This is a genomic window from Absicoccus sp., assembly GCF_034090965.1.
In the GTDB taxonomy this organism is placed as follows: Bacteria; Bacillota_I; Bacilli_A; order Erysipelotrichales; family Erysipelotrichaceae; genus Absicoccus; species Absicoccus intestinalis.
In genome coordinates, this window is record NZ_JAXDRQ010000003.1 from 1 (window position 1) to 18,486 (window position 18,486).

23 protein-coding genes and 2 pseudogenes are annotated in these 18,486 nt (G+C 40.1%); 20 read left to right on the top strand and 5 right to left on the bottom strand.

The features are described 5' to 3' along the window. The 9 genes from SOS22_RS10845 to SOS22_RS00275 form a co-directional block, all read left to right on the top strand. Window positions 1-136, top strand: a 136-nt coding sequence (locus SOS22_RS10845) for a 2Fe-2S iron-sulfur cluster-binding protein (protein WP_414144401.1), incomplete at its 5' end; no start/stop codon positions are given. Continuing rightward, entirely contained in the window at window positions 133-1,722 is a 1,590-nt protein-coding gene (locus SOS22_RS00240; RefSeq protein ID WP_320325379.1) for an FAD-dependent oxidoreductase, read from the top strand. The genes SOS22_RS10845 and SOS22_RS00240, both read left to right, overlap by 4 nt. Continuing rightward, window positions 1,715-2,044 carry a (2Fe-2S)-binding protein gene (locus SOS22_RS00245; RefSeq protein WP_320325378.1) on the top strand — a complete coding sequence of 110 codons (330 nt, stop codon included), beginning with the start codon at window positions 1,715-1,717 and terminating at the stop codon, window positions 2,042-2,044. Before SOS22_RS00240 ends, SOS22_RS00245 begins: the two co-directional genes overlap by 8 nt. Window position 2,045: 1 nt before the next feature. Continuing rightward, window positions 2,046-3,176 carry an NAD(P)/FAD-dependent oxidoreductase gene (locus SOS22_RS00250; protein ID WP_320325377.1) on the top strand — a complete coding sequence of 377 codons (1,131 nt, stop codon included), beginning with the start codon at window positions 2,046-2,048 and terminating at the stop codon, window positions 3,174-3,176. A gap of 2 nt (window positions 3,177-3,178) precedes the next feature. After that, the gene (locus SOS22_RS00255; protein ID WP_320325376.1) at window positions 3,179-4,021 is read left to right on the top strand and encodes a helix-turn-helix domain-containing protein; all 843 of its coding nucleotides are present in this window, start codon (window positions 3,179-3,181) and stop codon (window positions 4,019-4,021) included. Between the two features lie 117 nt (window positions 4,022-4,138). Next, window positions 4,139-4,486, top strand: a complete 348-nt coding sequence (locus SOS22_RS00260; protein WP_320325375.1) for a P-II family nitrogen regulator — start codon at window positions 4,139-4,141, stop codon at window positions 4,484-4,486. 5 nt (window positions 4,487-4,491) lie between these two features. Continuing rightward, entirely contained in the window at window positions 4,492-5,901 is a 1,410-nt protein-coding gene (locus SOS22_RS00265; RefSeq protein ID WP_320595965.1) for an APC family permease, read from the top strand. A 2-nt stretch (window positions 5,902-5,903) separates the two neighbouring features. Next, complete coding sequence (locus SOS22_RS00270) at window positions 5,904-7,040, top strand: tyramine oxidase subunit B (RefSeq protein WP_320325373.1); 1,137 nt, start codon at window positions 5,904-5,906, stop codon at window positions 7,038-7,040. 114 nt (window positions 7,041-7,154) lie between these two features. Further along, window positions 7,155-7,331 carry a hypothetical protein gene (locus SOS22_RS00275; protein ID WP_320325372.1) on the top strand — a complete coding sequence of 59 codons (177 nt, stop codon included), beginning with the start codon at window positions 7,155-7,157 and terminating at the stop codon, window positions 7,329-7,331. Here the strand turns inward: SOS22_RS00275 and SOS22_RS00280 are convergent. The 5 genes from SOS22_RS00280 to SOS22_RS00300 form a co-directional block, all read right to left on the bottom strand. Further along, on the bottom strand, window positions 7,303-7,659 hold the full coding sequence (locus tag SOS22_RS00280) for a hypothetical protein (RefSeq protein ID WP_320325371.1): 357 nt from the start codon (window positions 7,657-7,659) through the stop codon (window positions 7,303-7,305). The two genes, SOS22_RS00275 and SOS22_RS00280, sit on opposite strands and share 29 nt — an antisense overlap. Before the next feature lie 233 nt (window positions 7,660-7,892). Next, complete coding sequence (locus tag SOS22_RS00285) at window positions 7,893-8,333, bottom strand: hypothetical protein (protein ID WP_320325370.1); 441 nt, start codon at window positions 8,331-8,333, stop codon at window positions 7,893-7,895. A 152-nt stretch (window positions 8,334-8,485) separates the two neighbouring features. Beyond that, the gene (locus tag SOS22_RS00290; protein WP_320595966.1) at window positions 8,486-9,412 is read right to left on the bottom strand and encodes a YARHG domain-containing protein; all 927 of its coding nucleotides are present in this window, start codon (window positions 9,410-9,412) and stop codon (window positions 8,486-8,488) included. A 41-nt stretch (window positions 9,413-9,453) separates the two neighbouring features. After that, on the bottom strand, window positions 9,454-9,969 hold the full coding sequence (locus SOS22_RS00295; RefSeq protein ID WP_320325368.1) for a nitroreductase family protein: 516 nt from the start codon (window positions 9,967-9,969) through the stop codon (window positions 9,454-9,456). After that, window positions 9,966-10,544, bottom strand: a complete 579-nt coding sequence (locus SOS22_RS00300) for a TetR/AcrR family transcriptional regulator (RefSeq protein ID WP_320595967.1) — start codon at window positions 10,542-10,544, stop codon at window positions 9,966-9,968. The genes SOS22_RS00295 and SOS22_RS00300 overlap by 4 nt, the downstream gene beginning before the upstream one ends. A gap of 143 nt (window positions 10,545-10,687) precedes the next feature. Between SOS22_RS00300 and SOS22_RS00305 the strand changes: the two are divergent. The 11 genes and pseudogenes from SOS22_RS00305 to SOS22_RS00350 all read left to right on the top strand — a co-directional run. Next, a pseudogene (locus tag SOS22_RS00305) lies at window positions 10,688-11,005 on the top strand (carboxymuconolactone decarboxylase family protein); the annotation flags it as partial. Then, window positions 11,004-11,372, top strand: a complete 369-nt coding sequence (locus tag SOS22_RS00310) for a cyclophilin-like fold protein (RefSeq protein WP_320325365.1) — start codon at window positions 11,004-11,006, stop codon at window positions 11,370-11,372. The pseudogene SOS22_RS00305 and the gene SOS22_RS00310, both read left to right, overlap by 2 nt. Before the next feature lie 26 nt (window positions 11,373-11,398). Then, window positions 11,399-11,803: pseudogene (locus SOS22_RS00315) on the top strand (cupin domain-containing protein); the annotation flags it as partial. An 8-nt stretch (window positions 11,804-11,811) separates the two neighbouring features. After that, window positions 11,812-12,783, top strand: coding sequence for an alpha/beta hydrolase (locus SOS22_RS00320; protein ID WP_320325363.1), 972 nt, complete (start codon window positions 11,812-11,814; stop codon window positions 12,781-12,783). A gap of 47 nt (window positions 12,784-12,830) precedes the next feature. Further along, window positions 12,831-13,034, top strand: coding sequence for a hypothetical protein (locus SOS22_RS00325; RefSeq protein ID WP_320325362.1), 204 nt, complete (start codon window positions 12,831-12,833; stop codon window positions 13,032-13,034). Between the two features lie 571 nt (window positions 13,035-13,605). After that, complete coding sequence (locus SOS22_RS00330) at window positions 13,606-14,157, top strand: SDR family NAD(P)-dependent oxidoreductase (RefSeq protein ID WP_320325361.1); 552 nt, start codon at window positions 13,606-13,608, stop codon at window positions 14,155-14,157. A gap of 10 nt (window positions 14,158-14,167) precedes the next feature. Further along, window positions 14,168-14,407 (top strand): hypothetical protein, encoded by a 240-nt coding sequence (locus SOS22_RS00335; RefSeq protein ID WP_320325360.1) that lies wholly within the window; start codon window positions 14,168-14,170, stop codon window positions 14,405-14,407. Window positions 14,408-14,600: 193 nt separating this feature from the next. Continuing rightward, window positions 14,601-14,936 carry an aldehyde dehydrogenase family protein gene (locus SOS22_RS00340; RefSeq protein ID WP_320595972.1) on the top strand — a complete coding sequence of 112 codons (336 nt, stop codon included), beginning with the start codon at window positions 14,601-14,603 and terminating at the stop codon, window positions 14,934-14,936. Next, window positions 14,903-15,052 carry an aldehyde dehydrogenase family protein gene (locus SOS22_RS10850; RefSeq protein ID WP_414144400.1) on the top strand — a complete coding sequence of 50 codons (150 nt, stop codon included), beginning with the start codon at window positions 14,903-14,905 and terminating at the stop codon, window positions 15,050-15,052. Before SOS22_RS00340 ends, SOS22_RS10850 begins: the two co-directional genes overlap by 34 nt. Before the next feature lie 124 nt (window positions 15,053-15,176). Continuing rightward, on the top strand, window positions 15,177-15,902 hold the full coding sequence (locus SOS22_RS00345) for an NAD(+)/NADH kinase (protein ID WP_320595970.1): 726 nt from the start codon (window positions 15,177-15,179) through the stop codon (window positions 15,900-15,902). Window positions 15,903-16,395: 493 nt separating this feature from the next. After that, window positions 16,396-18,486: Cna B-type domain-containing protein (locus SOS22_RS00350; RefSeq protein WP_320595971.1), on the top strand; the 2,091-nt coding region annotated here is incomplete at its 3' end.

Genomic DNA, 18,486 nt, shown 5'->3' on the forward strand with positions numbered 1-18,486 from the left:
TGGTCGGTGTACCGATTGTGTCATGGTCGTTGATGGTAAACCAAATATTCGTACTTGTGTCACTCCATTGAAAGCAGGGATGCAAGTCCAAACACAATATGGAGTTCGTGCGATGAAAGAAGGTGACCAAAAATGAAACGATATGATCTTATTGTCGTCGGTGCTGGTCCTTCTGGATTGTCCGCGGCAATCGAAGCTGCAAAGAAAGGCTTGCACGTTGTTGTTTTTGATGAAAATGAAAAACCAGGGGGTCAGTTATTTAAACAAATTCATAAATTCTTTGGTTCCAAGGAACATAAAGCAAAGATTCGTGGATTTAAGATTGGCGAAAGCTTACTAGCAGAAGCCGATGAAGCCGGTGTAGAAGTGGTCTTGAATGCAACCGTTTGTGGCTTGTATCAAGAAAAGGAATTGACCGTTCGTATCCATGATCAGATCCATCATTATAAGGGAGATGCCATCATCATTGCGACGGGAGCTAGTGAAAACATGGTCACATTTGATGGATGGACCCTTCCTGGTGTGATTGGTGCCGGAGCAGCGCAAACAATGATGAACCTGCATGGTGTTAAACCAGGAAACAAGGTATTGATGTTAGGTTCTGGCAATGTAGGTTTGGTTGTTAGTTTCCAATTGTTGCAATGTGGTTGTGACGTAGTTGCGCTAGTGGATGCTGCTCCAAGAATTGGTGGTTATGGAGTACATGCTGCTAAAGTCGCTCGAACCGGGGTACCTTTCTATTTATCCCATACCATTGTGAAAGCCGAAGGCAAAGATCATGTAACCGGGGTCACCATTGCGGAAGTGGATTCTCATTTTCAATTTATTCCCGGAACCGAAAAACATTTTGATGTCGATACCATTTGTTTGGCTGTTGGTTTATCACCCATGTCGCAATTGTTGAAGATGGCAGGATGTAAAATGGAAGACAATCCGAAACGAGGAGGACAAGTTCCAATCTGTGATAAACAGGGGCAAACCTCGATTCCAGGTATTTATGTAGCCGGTGATGTATCGGGTATTGAAGAGGCGAGCTCAGCCATGATCGAAGGTCGTATGGCCGGTCTTGCTGCGAGTGAATATCTTGGCTTTATCGACAAAGCAGAACGAGATACTTCCTTAGAAGCTTTGGATTCGGCATTGGATTCTTTGCGTCAAGGTATGTTTGCTCCGAAAAATAAAGGAAAGAAAATTGAAAAGACGGATGAAGGTATCGATATTTCACAAAATCTTTTGAAACATGGATATGTAGCGGATGATGAAATTGAACGATTCCCGGGCATCACCCATCGCGTGGGCGTTCATCCCATCATGGAATGTACCCAGAATATTCCTTGCAATCCATGTCAAGATGCGTGTCCGATGCATTGTATCAAAATTGGCGAACAAATTACTTCCTTGCCGGTTGTGGATGAAGATAAACAATGTATTGGTTGTGGTATGTGTGTTGCATCTTGTTCCGGTCAAGCCATTTTCTTAGTTGATGAAAGTTTTGAAGAAGAATATGCATCCATTACCCTTCCTTATGAGTTTTTACCATTACCAACTACGGGCGATAAAGGCATGGCTTTATCCCGAAGTGGCAAACCCATTTGTGAAGCCGAAGTCATTGATGTGAAATCTTCACCAGCTTTTGATCAGACCCATTTATTAACGATCAAAGTGCCAAAAGAATATGCCATGAAAGCTAGATTCTTTCAAGGAGGTCAAGAAAATGCATAGTGTCAATGATCGATCCAGAGATATTGGTGAATTTGTTCCACGACCCGATGATGATTTGATCATCTGTCGTTGTGAAGAAGTCACCAAGGGAGAAATTCGTAAAGCCGTTCATGAAGGTATGTTTACAATGACGGAAGTTCGTCGTTATTTACGTACGGGTATGGGCCTTTGCCAAGGACAAACTTGTGGGCGTTTGGTAAAAAACATCATTGCCAAAGAATTAGGCATATCTCCAGCTGAGTTGGAACCGGCTACCTCACGAGCTCCGATGCGTCCAACCGAAATGCATATTCTTGCCGATGAAGCAAAGGAGGATGCTTGATATGGAAAACAAAGCAGATGTCATCATTATTGGTGCGGGAATCATTGGTTCTTCGATAGCGTATTATCTTTCCAAGCGAAACAAACGTGTCATTGTCTTAGAGGCTAGTGATCATATTGGCAATGGGGGTTCGAGTCGAAATGGTGGCGGAGTTCGTCAATCGGGTCGAGATCCTCGAGAATTGCCATTGGTGATGTTTGGTATCAAAAATTTATGGCCGCATTTATCGGAAGAATTGGAAGTGGATTGTGAATATCATCAAGATGGGAACTTGCGCTTGGGTAAGACTCCAAAACATTTGGAAATCCTCCAAGGTCTAACCGATCGTGCGGTAGCGGTTGGCTTGGATGTTCGTATGATCGATGGCGATGAAGTACGGAAAATCAATCCATATTTATCCGATGAGGTCATAGGTGCAAGTTGGTGTCCGACGGATGGACATGCCAATCCGCTGACCACAACTTTAGGTTTTTATAAGACTGCACGTAAATTGGGTACTCGTTTTATCACGGGTGAAAAGGTCATCGAATTAAAGAAGATCCATGGTCGATTAGCCCAAGTCATCACTGAAAATAATGTATATACAGCCGATACGATCGTATTAGCAGCTGGTCTGGGCAGTCGTAAATTGGCGGCCAGTGTAGGAATTGATGTGCCGATGCAACCGGTCATGTTGGAGGCTTTGGTAACCGAAGCCGAACCACCAATGTTTGATCAAATGTTAGGTACAGCTGAAGCGGATTTTTATGGTCATCAAACCAAGCATGGTTCGTTTGTATTTGGCGGATCTTCTGGATTGGAAGGATTCACCAAAGATGATCAGGGCATGCAGATGTGTAATAGTTTGACAGCATCTTGTATTTGTCGAGGAATCATGAAATATTTTCCGGATCTAGCCGATGCGAAAATTGTTCGTACATGGGCCGGCTGGATGGATCATATGGTGGATGGTGTGCCGGTACTTGGAAAAGTCGATGAAGTGCCGGGATTGATCATGGCCTGTGGCTTAAATGGTCATGGTTTTGGGATTGCGCCGGCCATCGGTCATCAACTTGCTCAGTTGATTGATGAAGATCGTACTGAAATTGATATTCATGCTTTACGTTATGATCGTTTTAAAGCTAAAATTTAATTATGACTTGGCAGAAAGCACAGTTTCTAAGACCAACGCAACCGTATTTTGTCTTAGAGGCTGATCACTTTAAACAAGAAATCTATTGGACGCAGGGGATTTCGCATTTTTACACATTTGGTCTTCATGAAGCAAGGACGTTTGATGTGGTACCAGATGCATGTATCGATTTGGTGTTTCAATATACCCAAAATAAAATGCTTGCCTATGCTTGTGGACCAGTTTTATCTTGTCAGATGCAACATTGGGATAGCCATCAAGATGTATTTGGTGTTCGTTTTATTCCTGGTTATCATCCAGCGGGTGTGGATATCATCTTAAAGGATCTGATTGGCCAACGCATTCCTTTGGATCGTTTGATGAAAACGACAGCCTTGATCGATCAAATGGTGACACAAACGGATTTTTATCAGCGGATTCGCATCTTTTTACAGGAATATGTCAAATTAGAGAAGCAACAGGAAAAGCCATATGGCAAGCGTGCCTTGGTGATGGATATCACCAAAAGGGCTTATCTATCCGATGGCTTGATTCGTATTTCATCCATAGCGGAACAAACCGGATATAGTGAAAGTTATATCAATCGGGTGTTTCACGAACAAATGGGATTTTCGCCCAAAACGTTTTGTAAGATCATTCAGTTTCAGCGGGCCTTGGAATTTTTAAATTATGGGCAACCAAATAAAATGACGGAGGCAGCCGTCAATTTGGGATATTATGATCAATCGCAATTTATTCGTGATTTTAAGAAATATGCAGGCATCACGCCGAAGCAATATTTAAAGCGAATTAAGCAGGAACAGTATAAAAACCGAATTAAAGATACGAATTATTTATCGTTTTGATTTTTACAAGTATTTCGTGTTTTCACTGCATACAATAAGTTTATATTTTATATGACAAAGACGTCTATTCTTTTGGGAATAGACGTTTTTTGCATAGATAGAAGGAGAGGAATTCCTATGAATTATTCAAAAATTGAAGTGGTTACATCGCGTAGTGACTTGAGTGCACTAAAGGAAGGTTTAAGCAAGAAAAAAGTCAGTGGAATGACGGTTTATCAAGTCATTGGATGTGGTGTAGAAAAAGGTACACGTGAATATGAGCCAAAAATTCATGAAAAAATGGAACTACTTCCGAAACAGATGATCATGGTCATTGTTGAAGATGAGCAAGTGGATCCGGTCATCGAATTGATCAAAAAAGAATTGTATACCGGTCATATCGGCGATGGAAAGATCTTTGTTTCACCTGTAAGCCGTGTCATTCGTGTGCGTACAGGTGAAGAAGGTATCGATGCATTGAGGTAACGCTTATGGCAGAACGAAAATTAGGTTTGCCAAGTGCGATTGCGACTGGTGTGGGTCTGATCGTTGCGACCAGTTGCTTAATGTCACTTGGCCAAGGAACAAGTGCTTTGGGTACCGGTTTTATTGTGGCGATGGTCTTGGCTTGTGCCATCAATATTCTAACCGCTTTATCTATGGCTGAATTAAATGCATTGATGCCAAACTTAACCGGTGGATTGGCCCAATATACATTAGCCGGTATGGGACCCTTTGTGACCATCTTGACCATGGTTGGTGGTTATCTGGTTTGTCAGATGATTGCTGGGTCGGTGGAAAGTGCGATGTTTGGCAATGCCATCATCTCCGTCTTTTCAACCAATATTCCTGGTAGTGCATTTTCAATTACAATGTTGATCGTATTGATCATTACCAATTTACATGGTGTCGACATTTTTGCGAAAGTGCAAAATGTTGTTGCTTATGTATTGATTGGATCCTTGATGATCATGGGATTCGTTGGCGCTTTTGGTTTATCGAACCATCCCATGGTTTCCCAGCCTGCCAATTTGGCGACTTCGCCATCAGATATTCTTGGGTTCTTAGGTTTGGCCTTCTTCTTATTTATTGGTTGTGAGTTTGTCATTCCCATTGCGAAAAATGTCAAGAACGAAAGAAGAAATGTACCGCTTGGGATGGTATTAAGTTTGGTCATCATCTTGGTGATGCAAATCTTGGTTGTTGTGGGCATGACAAAGTATGTGCCCTATGCCCAGTTAGGGAAAAGTGCTGCACCACATATCTTGTATGGCCATGCCTTATTGGGCATGTTGGGTTCTTATTGGATGATCTTGGTTTCGGCCTTGGCTGTTATTAGCACCGTCAATTCAGCCATCAATGCGTTTTCCTTTATGTGTGCAGGTATGGCCAAGATCAATTTGTTGCCCACCTTCTTTTTACGAACCAACAAACATGGATCGTACTACATTGGGGTGCTGTTGATTGGAATCTTGGAAATATGTGCCAATTTGTTTGGCTTATCGGAAAGTTCTTCTTTGACATTCATGATTTCCGTTGCCATTGTTTTCTGGATGGTTTCTTATATCGTATCCGATATCAATGTCATCATTTTCCGATTTCGATTGCCCAAGGCACCACGTACGTTCAAAGTGCCAGGCGGTATTCTTCTACCCATCATTTCTGCGATTGGGACAACAATGATGATCTGGAATATTGATGGAAATCCAGTTACACGCAATCTAATTTTTGAAATTGATGGTTTGATCTTTGTACTGTTATCTATTTATTCGGTGGTTTGGTGCAAAGTACGTTTTAAAAGACCTTTATTCAAGCCATTAGAAATATCCGAAGTCATGGCAATGGAGCATCCGTTGTATTTGGTTGCTCATCGACAAAAACAACAAAAGGAGGAAGAATGATCATGGCGTATCCGAAAATTGATTTCTTATATTTAAATGAAGAAGATATGGTGAAAGCGGGTGTCAAAGATATGGCATCTTGTGTGGAAACCATGGAAGAGATGTTTAAATTATTGAAGATTGGAAACTATCGAATGGGTGGTGCCAATGGCAACTCCCATGGTTGTATGGTCATGTTTCCAAAAGAATCACCATTCCCAGAAATGCCGGTGGATGGACCGGATCGTCGATTCATGGCAATGCCAGCTTATTTAGGTGGCAAATTTGATATGGCCGGAATGAAATGGTATGGATCGAACACGGAAAATAAGCAGAAGGGCTTGCCTCGTTCCATCTTGACTTTGATCTTGAATGATAAAGATACGGGAGCGCCCAAAGCATTCATGTCAGCCAATATTTTATCCGCTTATCGAACGGGTGCGGTACCTGGAGTTGGCTTTAAATATTTTGCGAAAGACGATGCCAAAGTAATTGGTATTGTCGGGCCAGGTGTCATGAGCAAGACGGCATTAGCAGCAGCGATGGCAGTTCGTCCAAGTCTACAAACGGTCAAGGTCAAAGGTCGTGGAAAAGCTTCTTTGGATCGGTTTGTACAACATGTCAAAGACACCTATCCAAATGTGGATGTATATCCTGTCGAAACGATCGAAGAAGCTGTTAAGGATGCCGATATTGTTTCGGTTTCCACTTCCACACCAACAACGGGGGATACATCGATTTATCCATATATTGCCGAAGACTGGATCAAGCCAGGTGCAGTGATCGAGTCCACCGCCGCGTTACGATTCGATGATGATTTTGTGATCAATCGTGCCCGAACGGTAACCGATAATATTAAATTATATGAAGCCTGGGAAGAAGAAATGAAACCCGATGCGTATAAGACGGTACCGATTCCGGCCGTGCATGTGATGGATCTAATTGCCGAAGGCAAGATGTCAATTGATCAAGTGGATGATTTGGGTGATGTTTTATTAGGCAATATTCCTGTGCATCGAAAAGATGATGAAGTCATTATTTATTCAGTTGGTGGTATGCCCATTGAAGATATTGCGTGGGGAACAATCGTCTATCGAAATGCATTGGCAAAAGGCATTGGTCAAACATTGAATCTTTGGGATACGCCTCAAATGGTTTAAGCTCGAGAAATCGAGCTTTTTTTAGTTTTTAGTGCACAAAAAAGCCAGGCATATTGCCTGGCAAAATACAATTAGTCTTTACGTTTATTGAATGCAACAAAGTGTCCACTAGAAATGGCGGCAAGTCCAGCAAAGAGCCCAGTCATTCGATTGACTCCGGTATTGACATCCGTTGTCTTTTTGGTTGTGTTAGTAACGGTTGCTTTTGTTGGTGTTGCCGATGTCGTTTTTATTGTTGATGTAGTAGACGAAGCTTTCTTTTTTAGAGTAATCGTTTTCGATTCTGTATAGTCTTTCCATCCAAAGAAACAGTAGCTGTAAATGTCTTTTCACCATTTGATGAAGCAGTTGGTTCTTTTGTGACTTGTTTTGTCACTTTTGCCTCATAAGAGATTTCTTTACCACAAAAGAAGCAAGTCTTGATCAAGGTAGCAGATTGATGATCATCGCTCCATACCCATTTATTTTCGTCAACATCAAAGGCATGTCCATTTGGATCAATTGGTGTCTTAACTGTCTTAAAGGTTACAAAAGTACTACCTGGTTTATCTGGATTCGCAACTTTTGCGGTGTATTGAACTTTTCCTTCATCCGTACATGTTGCTGGTTCCAATTCCATGATTGTGCTTTCCAATTATGACCGGTTGCTGGTGTAGTAACGGTCTTTGTATCAGTGTAAGTTTTACCATCAAATTTGGAAGTGGCTGTATATGTGATCTTACCTTCTTTTTCACAAGTTGTTTCTGTCACCATTTTCGTTACTTTTGGTGCCACATATTCTTTCTTTCCACAAAGGGAACAAGTTAATTGGCAAGTCACACTATAAGATCCATCACTCTTTTGTTTCCAAGTCTAAACCGGGTTTCCAAAATGATGGGTAGCTGTATTTTTCGAAATGGTAACCGTTTTTTGATCGACATAGTATCCGCCATTGCCATTTGAAAGTTTGACTGTATATCGAGTGGTACCATCTTGGATACATAAAACGGGTTTGATAACTTGTGAAGTGGCTGTGAATTTGGTTGTTTTTTGTGATCCATTACTGCTTGTTTGTGTTGCATAGGCATAGCTATAGTCATTGGCCCAGGTCCATGTAGGAGTTCCATAGGTTACGGTTGCTTGTTGTGTGGTATCTACCGTATTGGCCTGTTGTGTTGTTTGAGCGGTTTCTGTTGTATTTGTTTGTTCCGCTGTTGGTTCGGTTGTAGGTTCTTGCGCAGCTACATTGACCATACCATTTGGTATGAGCAAGGTTGTTGCAAGAAAAAATGTTGTTATGTGTGAATTCTTCATATTGTGTTTACCCTCCTCTAAGAATCCCTTCTATTCATAGTCTAGGAGGAAAATGTGAATTCTTGTCAATGTTGTTGTAAACAACAATTGAAAGATTGATAAAAACAATGTACAAAAAAACCAGAATTGTTTTGAAATTCTGGTTTATATATCTATTGTCGATGGGCAACTAATAGATTTAAATTGGATTGATCAAGTGATGAGAGAGAAATCTTGCTTTGATCCGATTGTGTACCATGATACCAAGGTTGACTATTAAACATGGCCAAGATTTCTGGTGTATGGAATAAATAGCCATTTTTCGCATAGATCGTATTGATCAATAATTGAATATCATATTGTGATAATTGACGGACATAGCTTTCCGTTAATTGACTATTTGTTGCATAATATGTCCAAATATAACCCACATCATTAATGGAAGTATCACGATATTTGATTAATAAATTCACATTAGCTCGATCCATGGCTGACATATCGGATGGTGAAATATTATGAGATATTGGTTTATACCAAGACATTTGACTAAAGTAATCTTGATAGCTTTGGGTTTGGAAAATATAACCATTTTTGGCATAAATTTGATTGATCACAAATTGAATCGTTTGTTTATCCATGGCGGATACTTCGGCTTCGGATAAATAATACGATGGATACACTTGTGTTGTATCGGCTGGAGCAACATAGGTAATGACATTGCTTGTATCACTTGTAGTGGTAATGGTATTATTCGTATTTGTTGTTTCTTCTGCTTTGACAGTCACTGCAATGTCTTTTGATATCTTGGAATATTTTGAAGATGCGGCTGTAATGGTACAAGATCCACTACCGACTGCGGTGACTTTGCCTTTGTCACTGACTTTGGCTACATTTTCATCACTGCTTGACCAGATCAGAGATGTATCCTCGGTATCTTCTGGTGTTAATACCGTCTTTAATTGTTTGGTATCTTTAGGTTTTAAATTCAATGTTTTGGGATAAATCGCAATGGATTTCAATGGTTGACTGGCACTTGAACAACCGGTGATCATTGAAAAAACCAAAGCCAATCCAAAAAAGGTTGTTAGTAATTTCTTCATTCTCTCTTTCCTGATTTTTTTATAATATCAATAATAATGTACTATATTTCATGGATTTTAGAAATATCCAATTCAGCCTCTGTATGTGGGGATACCGTTTGTGCAGGTATGCCCAAAGATAGTATACCGACAAGATGATAGGTATTGGGAACACCAATCATTTCTTTAACCACTTCTTCAGCGTCTTTTCCATGTTCGTTTTTGCGTTTGCGCATTTGAACCCAACAAGAACCAATATCTAATGCGGTAGCCATCAACTGCATATAACTCATCGCAATGGAACAATCTTCGATCCAAACATCAGAAAGGGAGGTATCGACCATTACGATGATGGCGGCATTGGCATCACCAATAAAAGCACCTGATGGTTTGATTTGACCTAATTGTTCTAAGATGTCTTTCTTATGGATCACATAAAATTGACAAGGTTTTTTATTTCGACTGGATGGAGCTAATAAACCGGCCTGCAAGATTTTTTGTAGTTTTTCTTTAGGAATGGATTCATGTGTATATTGGCGAATGCTGCGACGTTGGAATAAGAGATCTTCGAAATTCATTTGTTTTCCTCCTTGCGTATAGATGCGACTCCATGCATGAATAGTTCATTGGTTAGTTCAATCAACTTTTCTAAGGGAACCTGTTTTTTATCGGCGACCCAGCGACGATAAATACTGACCGATCCCAACGCTAAAAAGGTATTGATGATATTTTGTTCCGGTCGTGAATAGTTTTGATACGGATTATACCGATGGCGATTATGCGAAAGGGTAGCGAGAAAGAGTTTATCGGCAAAATCCCGATAGCTTGGGTCACAAACCATTTTTTCTACATACGGTTCTTGTCTGGACATAAAGGTAAAAAAGACACGATTGACTTCAAAAAAGGGAGCATCAGGAGCGATTTGATCAATGGCTTGATAATAGCTTTCAGAAACTTCTTTTAATACATCTTCATAAAGAGCTTCAATGGTCGTGTAATGAAGATAAAAGGTTTTGCGATGAATTTGGGCTCGTTCGGATAATTCTTTCACCGTGATCTTGGACGCATCCATTTCCATGACCATTTCTTTAAAGGCATTTTTGATGGCTTTACGTGTTTTTATGACACGAAGATCAGGTTTTCTTTGGGGCATGGGACCTCTTTTCTATCCACATTTTTGAATGTGTGGCATAAACACCAGGATCAAAAATCTGGAGATTGTTTTCTTCTATCAAATAAATAATAATATCCTTGCAAGAAATAATCAACACATGGATAGAAACAGGAGGTGGCCATATGGCAGAAAAAATTGTACAAACTGCTGGTAGAAAAGCGTTGGGTGAATTTGCGCCTGCGTTTGCGCATTTTAATGATGATGTATTATTTGGTGAAAATTGGAACGATCCAGATATCGATATAAAAACACGATGCATCATTACTGTGGTTGCTTTGATGGCACAGGGAATCACGGATGATTCTTTGAAATATCATATTGAGAATGCGAAAAAACAGGGTGTGTCTCAAAAGGAAATGGTGGCAATCATCACGCATGTCGCATTTTATGCGGGATGGCCAAAAGCATGGGCAGTATTCAATTTAGCGAAAGAAGTATATGGAGAATAATCGGATATCTATTCATATAGGCGATACGATATTATATGCTCGTTTAAATGATACATTGGCTGCAAAGGATTTTAAAAAGCGATTGCCCTTATGTCTGAGTGGAGCAGATTCGGGCATGGATTATTGTTGTATGGCAGCCAATGGTATCTATGATCCTTTAGAAACCCAAGATGGTTGGCACAATGGCGATATTAGTCTTTGTGATGGATGGTTTGCGATATTGTATGGTGGACAAGAAATATCTTCTTCGTATCGAAATATGATGATCATTGGTCATTTAGAAGAAGATGCATTAGAAAAGGTAAAAGCTTTACCGAATAAAGTGAGTTTAAAAATTAAAATGGAGGAAACAAAATGAAAACTTTAAACAAAGAAGAATTTGAAAAGATGAATATGTTTGGAACGGGTGAACCTAATGATGGATTTGCACAATATTTTGTCGGAAATTCATTCTTGAATGTATTGGTGGATCCAAAGACATCGCCTTTATTTTTGGCAAATGTCACATTTGAACCCGGATGTCGTAATCATTGGCATATTCATCATGCTTCGAAAGGTGGTGGACAAATTTTAATTTGTACAGCTGGTGAAGGTTGGTACCAAGAAGAAGGCAAGCCTGCTCAATCATTAACACCAGGAACGGTTGTTGTGATTCCAGCGGAAACGAAACATTGGCATGAAGCAAAAAAAGATAGTTGGTTCTCTCATATTTCTTTGGAAGTACCGGGTGAAAATACTTCGAATGAATGGTTAGAACCTGTCGATGCCGATGCTTATGAAGCACTTTAGGAGGAAACATGGAAAACGAAAAATTGAAGTTAACTGAAGAATGGGATAAAACCTTTCCAAAAAGTGATAAAGTCGATCATAAAAAGATCACATTTCATAATCGATATGGCATTACTTTAGCTGCTGATATGTACATTCCTAAAGAAGGAAAGGAACCCTTTGCGGCATTAGCGGTTGCCGGTCCTTTTGGCGCTGTCAAAGAACAAGCATCTGGTTTGTATGCCCAAATTATGGCCGAACGCGGTTTCTTAACGATTGCTTTTGATCCTTCTTATACGGGTGAAAGTGGTGGACAACCTCGTTATGTTGCTTCACCAGATATCAATACGGAAGACTTTAGTGCGGCTGTTGATTTCTTATCGGTACAAGATAATGTCGATCCAGAAAAGATTGGTATCATTGGTATTTGTGGTTGGGGCGGTATGGCCTTGAATGTCGCTGCTATGGATACACGAATCAAAGCGACCATTACTTCGACGATGTATGATATGAGCCGGGTGACGGCCAATGGTTATTTTGATGCGATGAGCGAAGAAGATCGCTATGCTTTAAGAGAACAATTGAATGCCCAACGTACCATAGACTATAAGACAGGCACGTATGCATTGGCTGGTGGCTTACCGGAAGAAGCGGATGAAGATGCACCATTCTTTGTGAAAGATTATGTGGCATATTATAAACATCGTGCCTATCATCCTCGTTCTTTGAATTCCAATGGTGGATGGAATGTAACATCTTCTTTGTCTTTCTTGAATATGCCTATTCATTGTTATGCAAGTGAGATTCGCAATGCGGTAATGGTTATTCATGGCGAAAAAGCGCATTCTTGTTACTTTTCAAGAGATGCGTTCAAAAAATTGAAAGGTGACAATAAGGAATTGGTGATCATTCCCAATGCTGTACATACGGATTTGTATGACAATTTGGATGTGATTCCCTTTGATAAAATAGAAGCTTTCTTGCATCAATATTTAAAATAGACGAAGGGCAGAAGAAGCTATCTTAAATCCATGGAATCAGTAAAAAAATGATTGCGAAAGGAAAAAAATGCGTCAAGTTTTGGTTGTTTATTATTCATGGTCATACGCAGCAAATGGCTGAAAAGGTTGCCAAAGAAACGAATGCGAATTTGGCAAACAGAGATACCATTCAACCCTATATAGGATCGTTTCAAGATGTGGTGGATCAAGGTTATATGCCACCCATGCCACCGGAACGGTTTATGTTGTAACTGTATGTGTTGGCAACAATGAACAAGGCATTGATATCCTGACAACGAGTGGAATCGTATATCAGGATCAATATGAAAAAGTGGATGAAAAGTGGTTGATCGTTAAGCGACAGGCAAATATAATGTGGTCAAAATCTGAAACCTATGGGGAAGGGGAATAAGCGGTCTACCATTTGTGTCAAAAAGATTGATAGCGAATGCATTGTTGAATAGGTTTAAATATGGAGGAGTGATTCGGGTATTTGTTCTTTCCATAATTTACTGAAAAAAAGAAATGGTTCAGTTCTACGAAAAACCAGTTGATGATTGAATCAGAGTTGCCTTTTGTGGGATATGCCCTGCAAAGGGCTTTTATTGTTTGGCACAAAGTGATAGAAAGATGGAATCTTATGATGTTCATTTGTGGTCTTTTCTTTTGTATTCTTATCCCTGTAAAGAGGACAGGAAAGAAATGTATGATTTCTTTCCTCTCATAAAGCAGAACACAAATGAAAAATGTAGCATTGATTACCGGATCGTATGGCGGACTTGGAACTTGCTTTGTAAATATTCACGGACAAAAAGGGGAGACATGATCCTTGTCGGTCGAAGCCAGAACAAATTGGATGCGCAAGCGAAGGAAGCGACAGCCAAATATCATGTAGAGATCCACACGATTGTGGTAGATCTATCCAAACCCGAAGCAGCACAGATCATTTATGATACCTGCCAGAAAAAGGATTGGATTCCGGAGATTGCGGTCAATGTCGAAACACCAACTCGTATCTTGAAGTTGTTCCTTAAAGATATGATCCAACGAGGGAGTAGCAAGGTTTTGAATGTCAGCTCAACCGCAGCCGTGATGCCTGGACCATTACAGGCTGTCTATTATGCGACAAAAGCTTACATGACCATCTTTTCCAATGCGTTATGGTGTGAATTGAAAGATACGGGTGTCACCGTAACAACATTGATGCCAGTCGCCAAAGCGGGTTATGAAGGCATGGAAAAAGGCGAATTGAATGTGACTGCTAGTCTAGTTGGTGCACAAAAGATCTTCATGCCACTTTCACCAATGATGCCAAAGAAGATGTTGATGAATAATGTATACGGTATGCAGCTTCGTGGCAGTGCCAACAAGTAGGAGGAACACAATGTCAACAAGCGCAGACAAAAAGATCTTGGAACTGGTCGATCCAGAGTACATAAAAAAGATTTCATTGTTTGTTCGGTCTCATGCGACAGGGAATACTTGTCGTTGGATCGAAAGGGAATTTCCGGATATCTATGCAGAATTTGAAAAGGAGCAGATATCGAATGAAGCCAAAGACCAGATGCGAAAGATCGGAAACGATATATTTGAAGAACGGATGAAAAAGCATCACATGCTTTGATGGCATAAAGTGATTGTCAATTGGTATATGAAGATGTTCTTTATCAAAGTTCCATTATCTACAATAATGATGTAAAAACGCTATTTAAACACAAAAGAAAGCGAGGAAAAGAAAATGGCTTACAAAACAACAAACCCTTATACACAAGAAGTTACGAAAGAATTCAAGAGGAATTAGAGAGCAAGCTTGCCAAATCGCAAAAGCCGTGGCAAACGGGGCAACCGCTACCGAAGTCGGACCGAAAGTACCACAAGATTCCGCATTTGTACAACCAACCATTTTGACTGGGGTGACACCAGACAATCCAATCTTCCATGAAGAAATCTTTGGACCGGTTTTGATGCTCTTCTCCTATGAGACCGAAGAAGAGGTCATCAAGCTTGCCAATGGAACGGATTTTGGTTTGGGCAGTTCGGTCTATAGCGAAGATCCAGTACATGCTGCCTGGGTAGCTTCTGGATGGAATCGGGTGCTGTATCAATCCATCAGCCAACCATGGCTAGTCCAGCCATTCCATTTGGTGGGGTGAAGACTTCCGGATTTGGTAGAGAAATGGGGCCAGAAGGTATTCGTGAATTCACAAATCAGAAGTACATCAATAGTGCGCAGATCGATATGGATGAAGTATACGTACAATATTGCTGAGCCAGTAGATGAAATCCTGTTTTGCCGGTCGTTGGTATATATAAACGATCGGCTCTTTTTATAAAGGAGAACTTCGATGAGGACATTTTCAATTGTTACAAGGCCCGATGCACGATCATAAAAATTGGCAGAAGGTGTGCGCAATGCCCTATTGACTTGTGGATTTAGGGAAGAAAATAAACATCCAGATGGCGTCATTGTCATTGGTGGAGATGGAACCTTTCTATTCGCTGTGCATCAATATATGGATATTCTGAAAGAAACGGTATTTATTGGCATACACTCAGGTACACTTGGCTTTTATATGGATTATCGTGATACCGAAATTAGTGAATTTCTTACGGATATCATTCCAGGTAATCTACCTGTAGAAGAGTATCCCATTTTGGAAGCACAAGTGGGAGTACAAACATTTTATGCGGTCAATGAAATCCGTATTGAAAATCCTATGCGAACCCAGAATTTGAACTTGTATCTGGATAATGTATCTTTTGAACAATTTCGTGGAACCGGATTATGTGTCAGTACCCAGCTTGGGAGTACAGCTTTTAATCGTTCATTGGGTGGAGCGGTATTACAGAAGGGATTGCCCCTTTTTGAGATTACCGAAATGGCAGATATCCACCGTAGTCAGTTTCACTCATTGGGGGCGCCGTTTGTGATTGCGGACAATACCAAGATACGTCTTGATTCCGACAATTTTGAAGGGGCAATCATTGGTGCCGATGTACATGTGGCACAACTTTCCGAATGTAAGGAAATCAAGATTCAGGAGTCAAAAGAAAAGATCTTGCGTATTCTAAGAGGTCGCAAGATTTCATATTTTGAAAGATTGGCACGTCTGTCTTGATGGATCCTAGAGGAAAAAATGAAAAATAGAAAAAAATGGGTAATCTTCTACAAGATCATACCAATCGTGTAAGGATGGCCAAACTTATTTTTGGGGATGATCGCTTAGAAAATTGAGGACGGTACCAGCAAACTCTTGTCTTGAGCCTATCTGTATGGCACAACACGAGCACCAAATGAATTTTGCCGAAACCATTTGAGAAAAAATTAAGAAAAGATGTTGGTGAGATGCCTTAATGATATTTTTTTCTTGGTTATTTGAAGAATGGCATATAGTGATTTGTTGCTGGAATCTCAGGATGTTCCTTTCCTTTTTTTTTTGCTCTATTCTTTATTAAGAAAACAATATTTTTTATGTGTATCATATATTCACTGTGATTAAATGAAAAACATAATTAACATTTTATTAGATAATGGTAAAATGATTGTATACAATAAATAAATTAAATGTTTAATTCAATTTGTTTATTTTGAGAGAGAAAAAGGAGAAAATCATGAAAACAAGATGGCAAGATATGGTACGACGATTTGCGAGTATTACCCTTTGTTTTGGTATGGTGTTTGGCAATATGCAAGTTTCTGCCATTGCCCAAGATTCGACACCCATTGATTTGACGACTGAAAATACGGGTGAAGATGCTGCAAATGAGCAGACCACGGCCACAACGGATGCGGGTGATGAAAATGCATCGAGTGAAACAAGTAATGCAAGTAAGACTGCAGAAACAGAGGAAACCGAAAAAGCGGATACAACCGATACGGAAACCGAAGACAAAGAACAAGCCGATACAAAGACAACGTATGATTATGAAGATGGTGCGGTGAAAGTAACGGCTACGTTATCGGATGCATCGGCTATTCCTGATGATGCAGAGTTTGTCGTTACCCCGGTAACCAACCATTCAAATGGTTATAATTATCAAGCGTATATGGATGCATTGAATGCGAATGCAGAAAAAGAACATTCAGAGAAAAATACGTTATTGTATGATATCGCTTTCTATCATGAGGATGAAAATAAGAAAAGAGTGGAAGTTCAGCCTGCCGATGGAGCAGTAACGATCAATGTATCTTTTAAGAATGCACAATTGGCTGATGCAATCAAAGCGAAAGATGATGCGGATGTCCAAGTAAAACATTTGCCATTGACCCCATCGGTAAAGGAAAGTGTGGATTCGACAGCACAGGCAACGGCAATTAGTGCGCATGATGTACAGGTAGAAAATGTTGCCGCAAATGCCTCGATTGGTAATGAGGCTTTAACGTTTAGCTTGAACAGCTTTAGCGTGGTTGCCGTCACAAAAACTGGAGAAACCTTAGATCCGGTTGCTGCCAATGGGTTTAACTTAGAAACCGTATTGGGAGCAGGAAACAATTATGGTGTGATTGCCAATACTTATTCTCAAGATGGTGATACGGAAACAAACCTAATGGTAGGAAGTTATGCATCGAATGCGCTTGATACAGGTGCATCTGCTAACTATGCCAATGCGGGTGGGGATGATTACATCGGTCGTATTGTTTCTGGAACACCATTGCGTTTCAAACTGCCACCAGATCATATTTATTTAGGGGATGATGCATGGGCAAGTTATGAAAAAAATAACGATATTTTTGCGAAAGATCATCTGGATCCAAAAACAGAAATCGTTCATCAGCCAATGGATGTAGGCGGTATCATTAATGCCATAGGCAGTAATGTAAGTAGCACACTACCATCCAATATTCCAACCATCAAGGAAACGGTTGGTAATGACGGTGTTGCCGTTGATATCACAAATAAAGGTCCTGGTACCTATGTACTTCAATTTGATGATTCTTCCTTTTCTAGAAATGGAAATCAAGGATTCAATATCAAAAAGAATGCAGATCAAAATATCATCATTTATTGTACAAGTATGTCTTTAGAAATAGACGATTATCAAATCAACGGGGTTCAAATGGCCAATTATGTTGCGGATACAAACCCTAGTGCAGATGGTATCATCAATTCAGTCATTTTCTATGGACCAAATGCAACATCTGTTAAAATTGGTAGTAGTAATAGTACAGCCGGTGTATTCATTTTTCCAAATGCAACCATAACAAAAGATAAAACTTGTGCAGGAATCTTGGTTGCCAATTCGTATAATTCCAAAGGCGGTGAATGGCATTATCATAATCACCATTTAGTGTCTCCAACCAATCGGCCGAAGACAAAAACAAGTGTATCTGTCAAGAAAGAATGGGACGATTCCAACAACAAAGATGGTAAACGCCCGGATAGCGTTACTGTCCATCTATTTGCGGATGGTGAAGATACGAACAAGACAGTTGAATTGAATGCAGACAATAATTGGAATGGATCCTTTACTGATCTTGATAGTAAAAAGAGTGGTAAAGCCATTACCTATACTGTACAAGAAGACAAAGTAGATGGGTACGATGCTTCCATTAGTGGCAATGCGACAGATGGATTTACTATCACAAATACGCATAAGACGGAAACGGTAGATATCAGCGGAACAAAGACCTGGAAAGATAACGACAACCAGGATGGCAAACGTCCAGATAAGATCACCGTTACTTTGATGGCTAACGGAGAA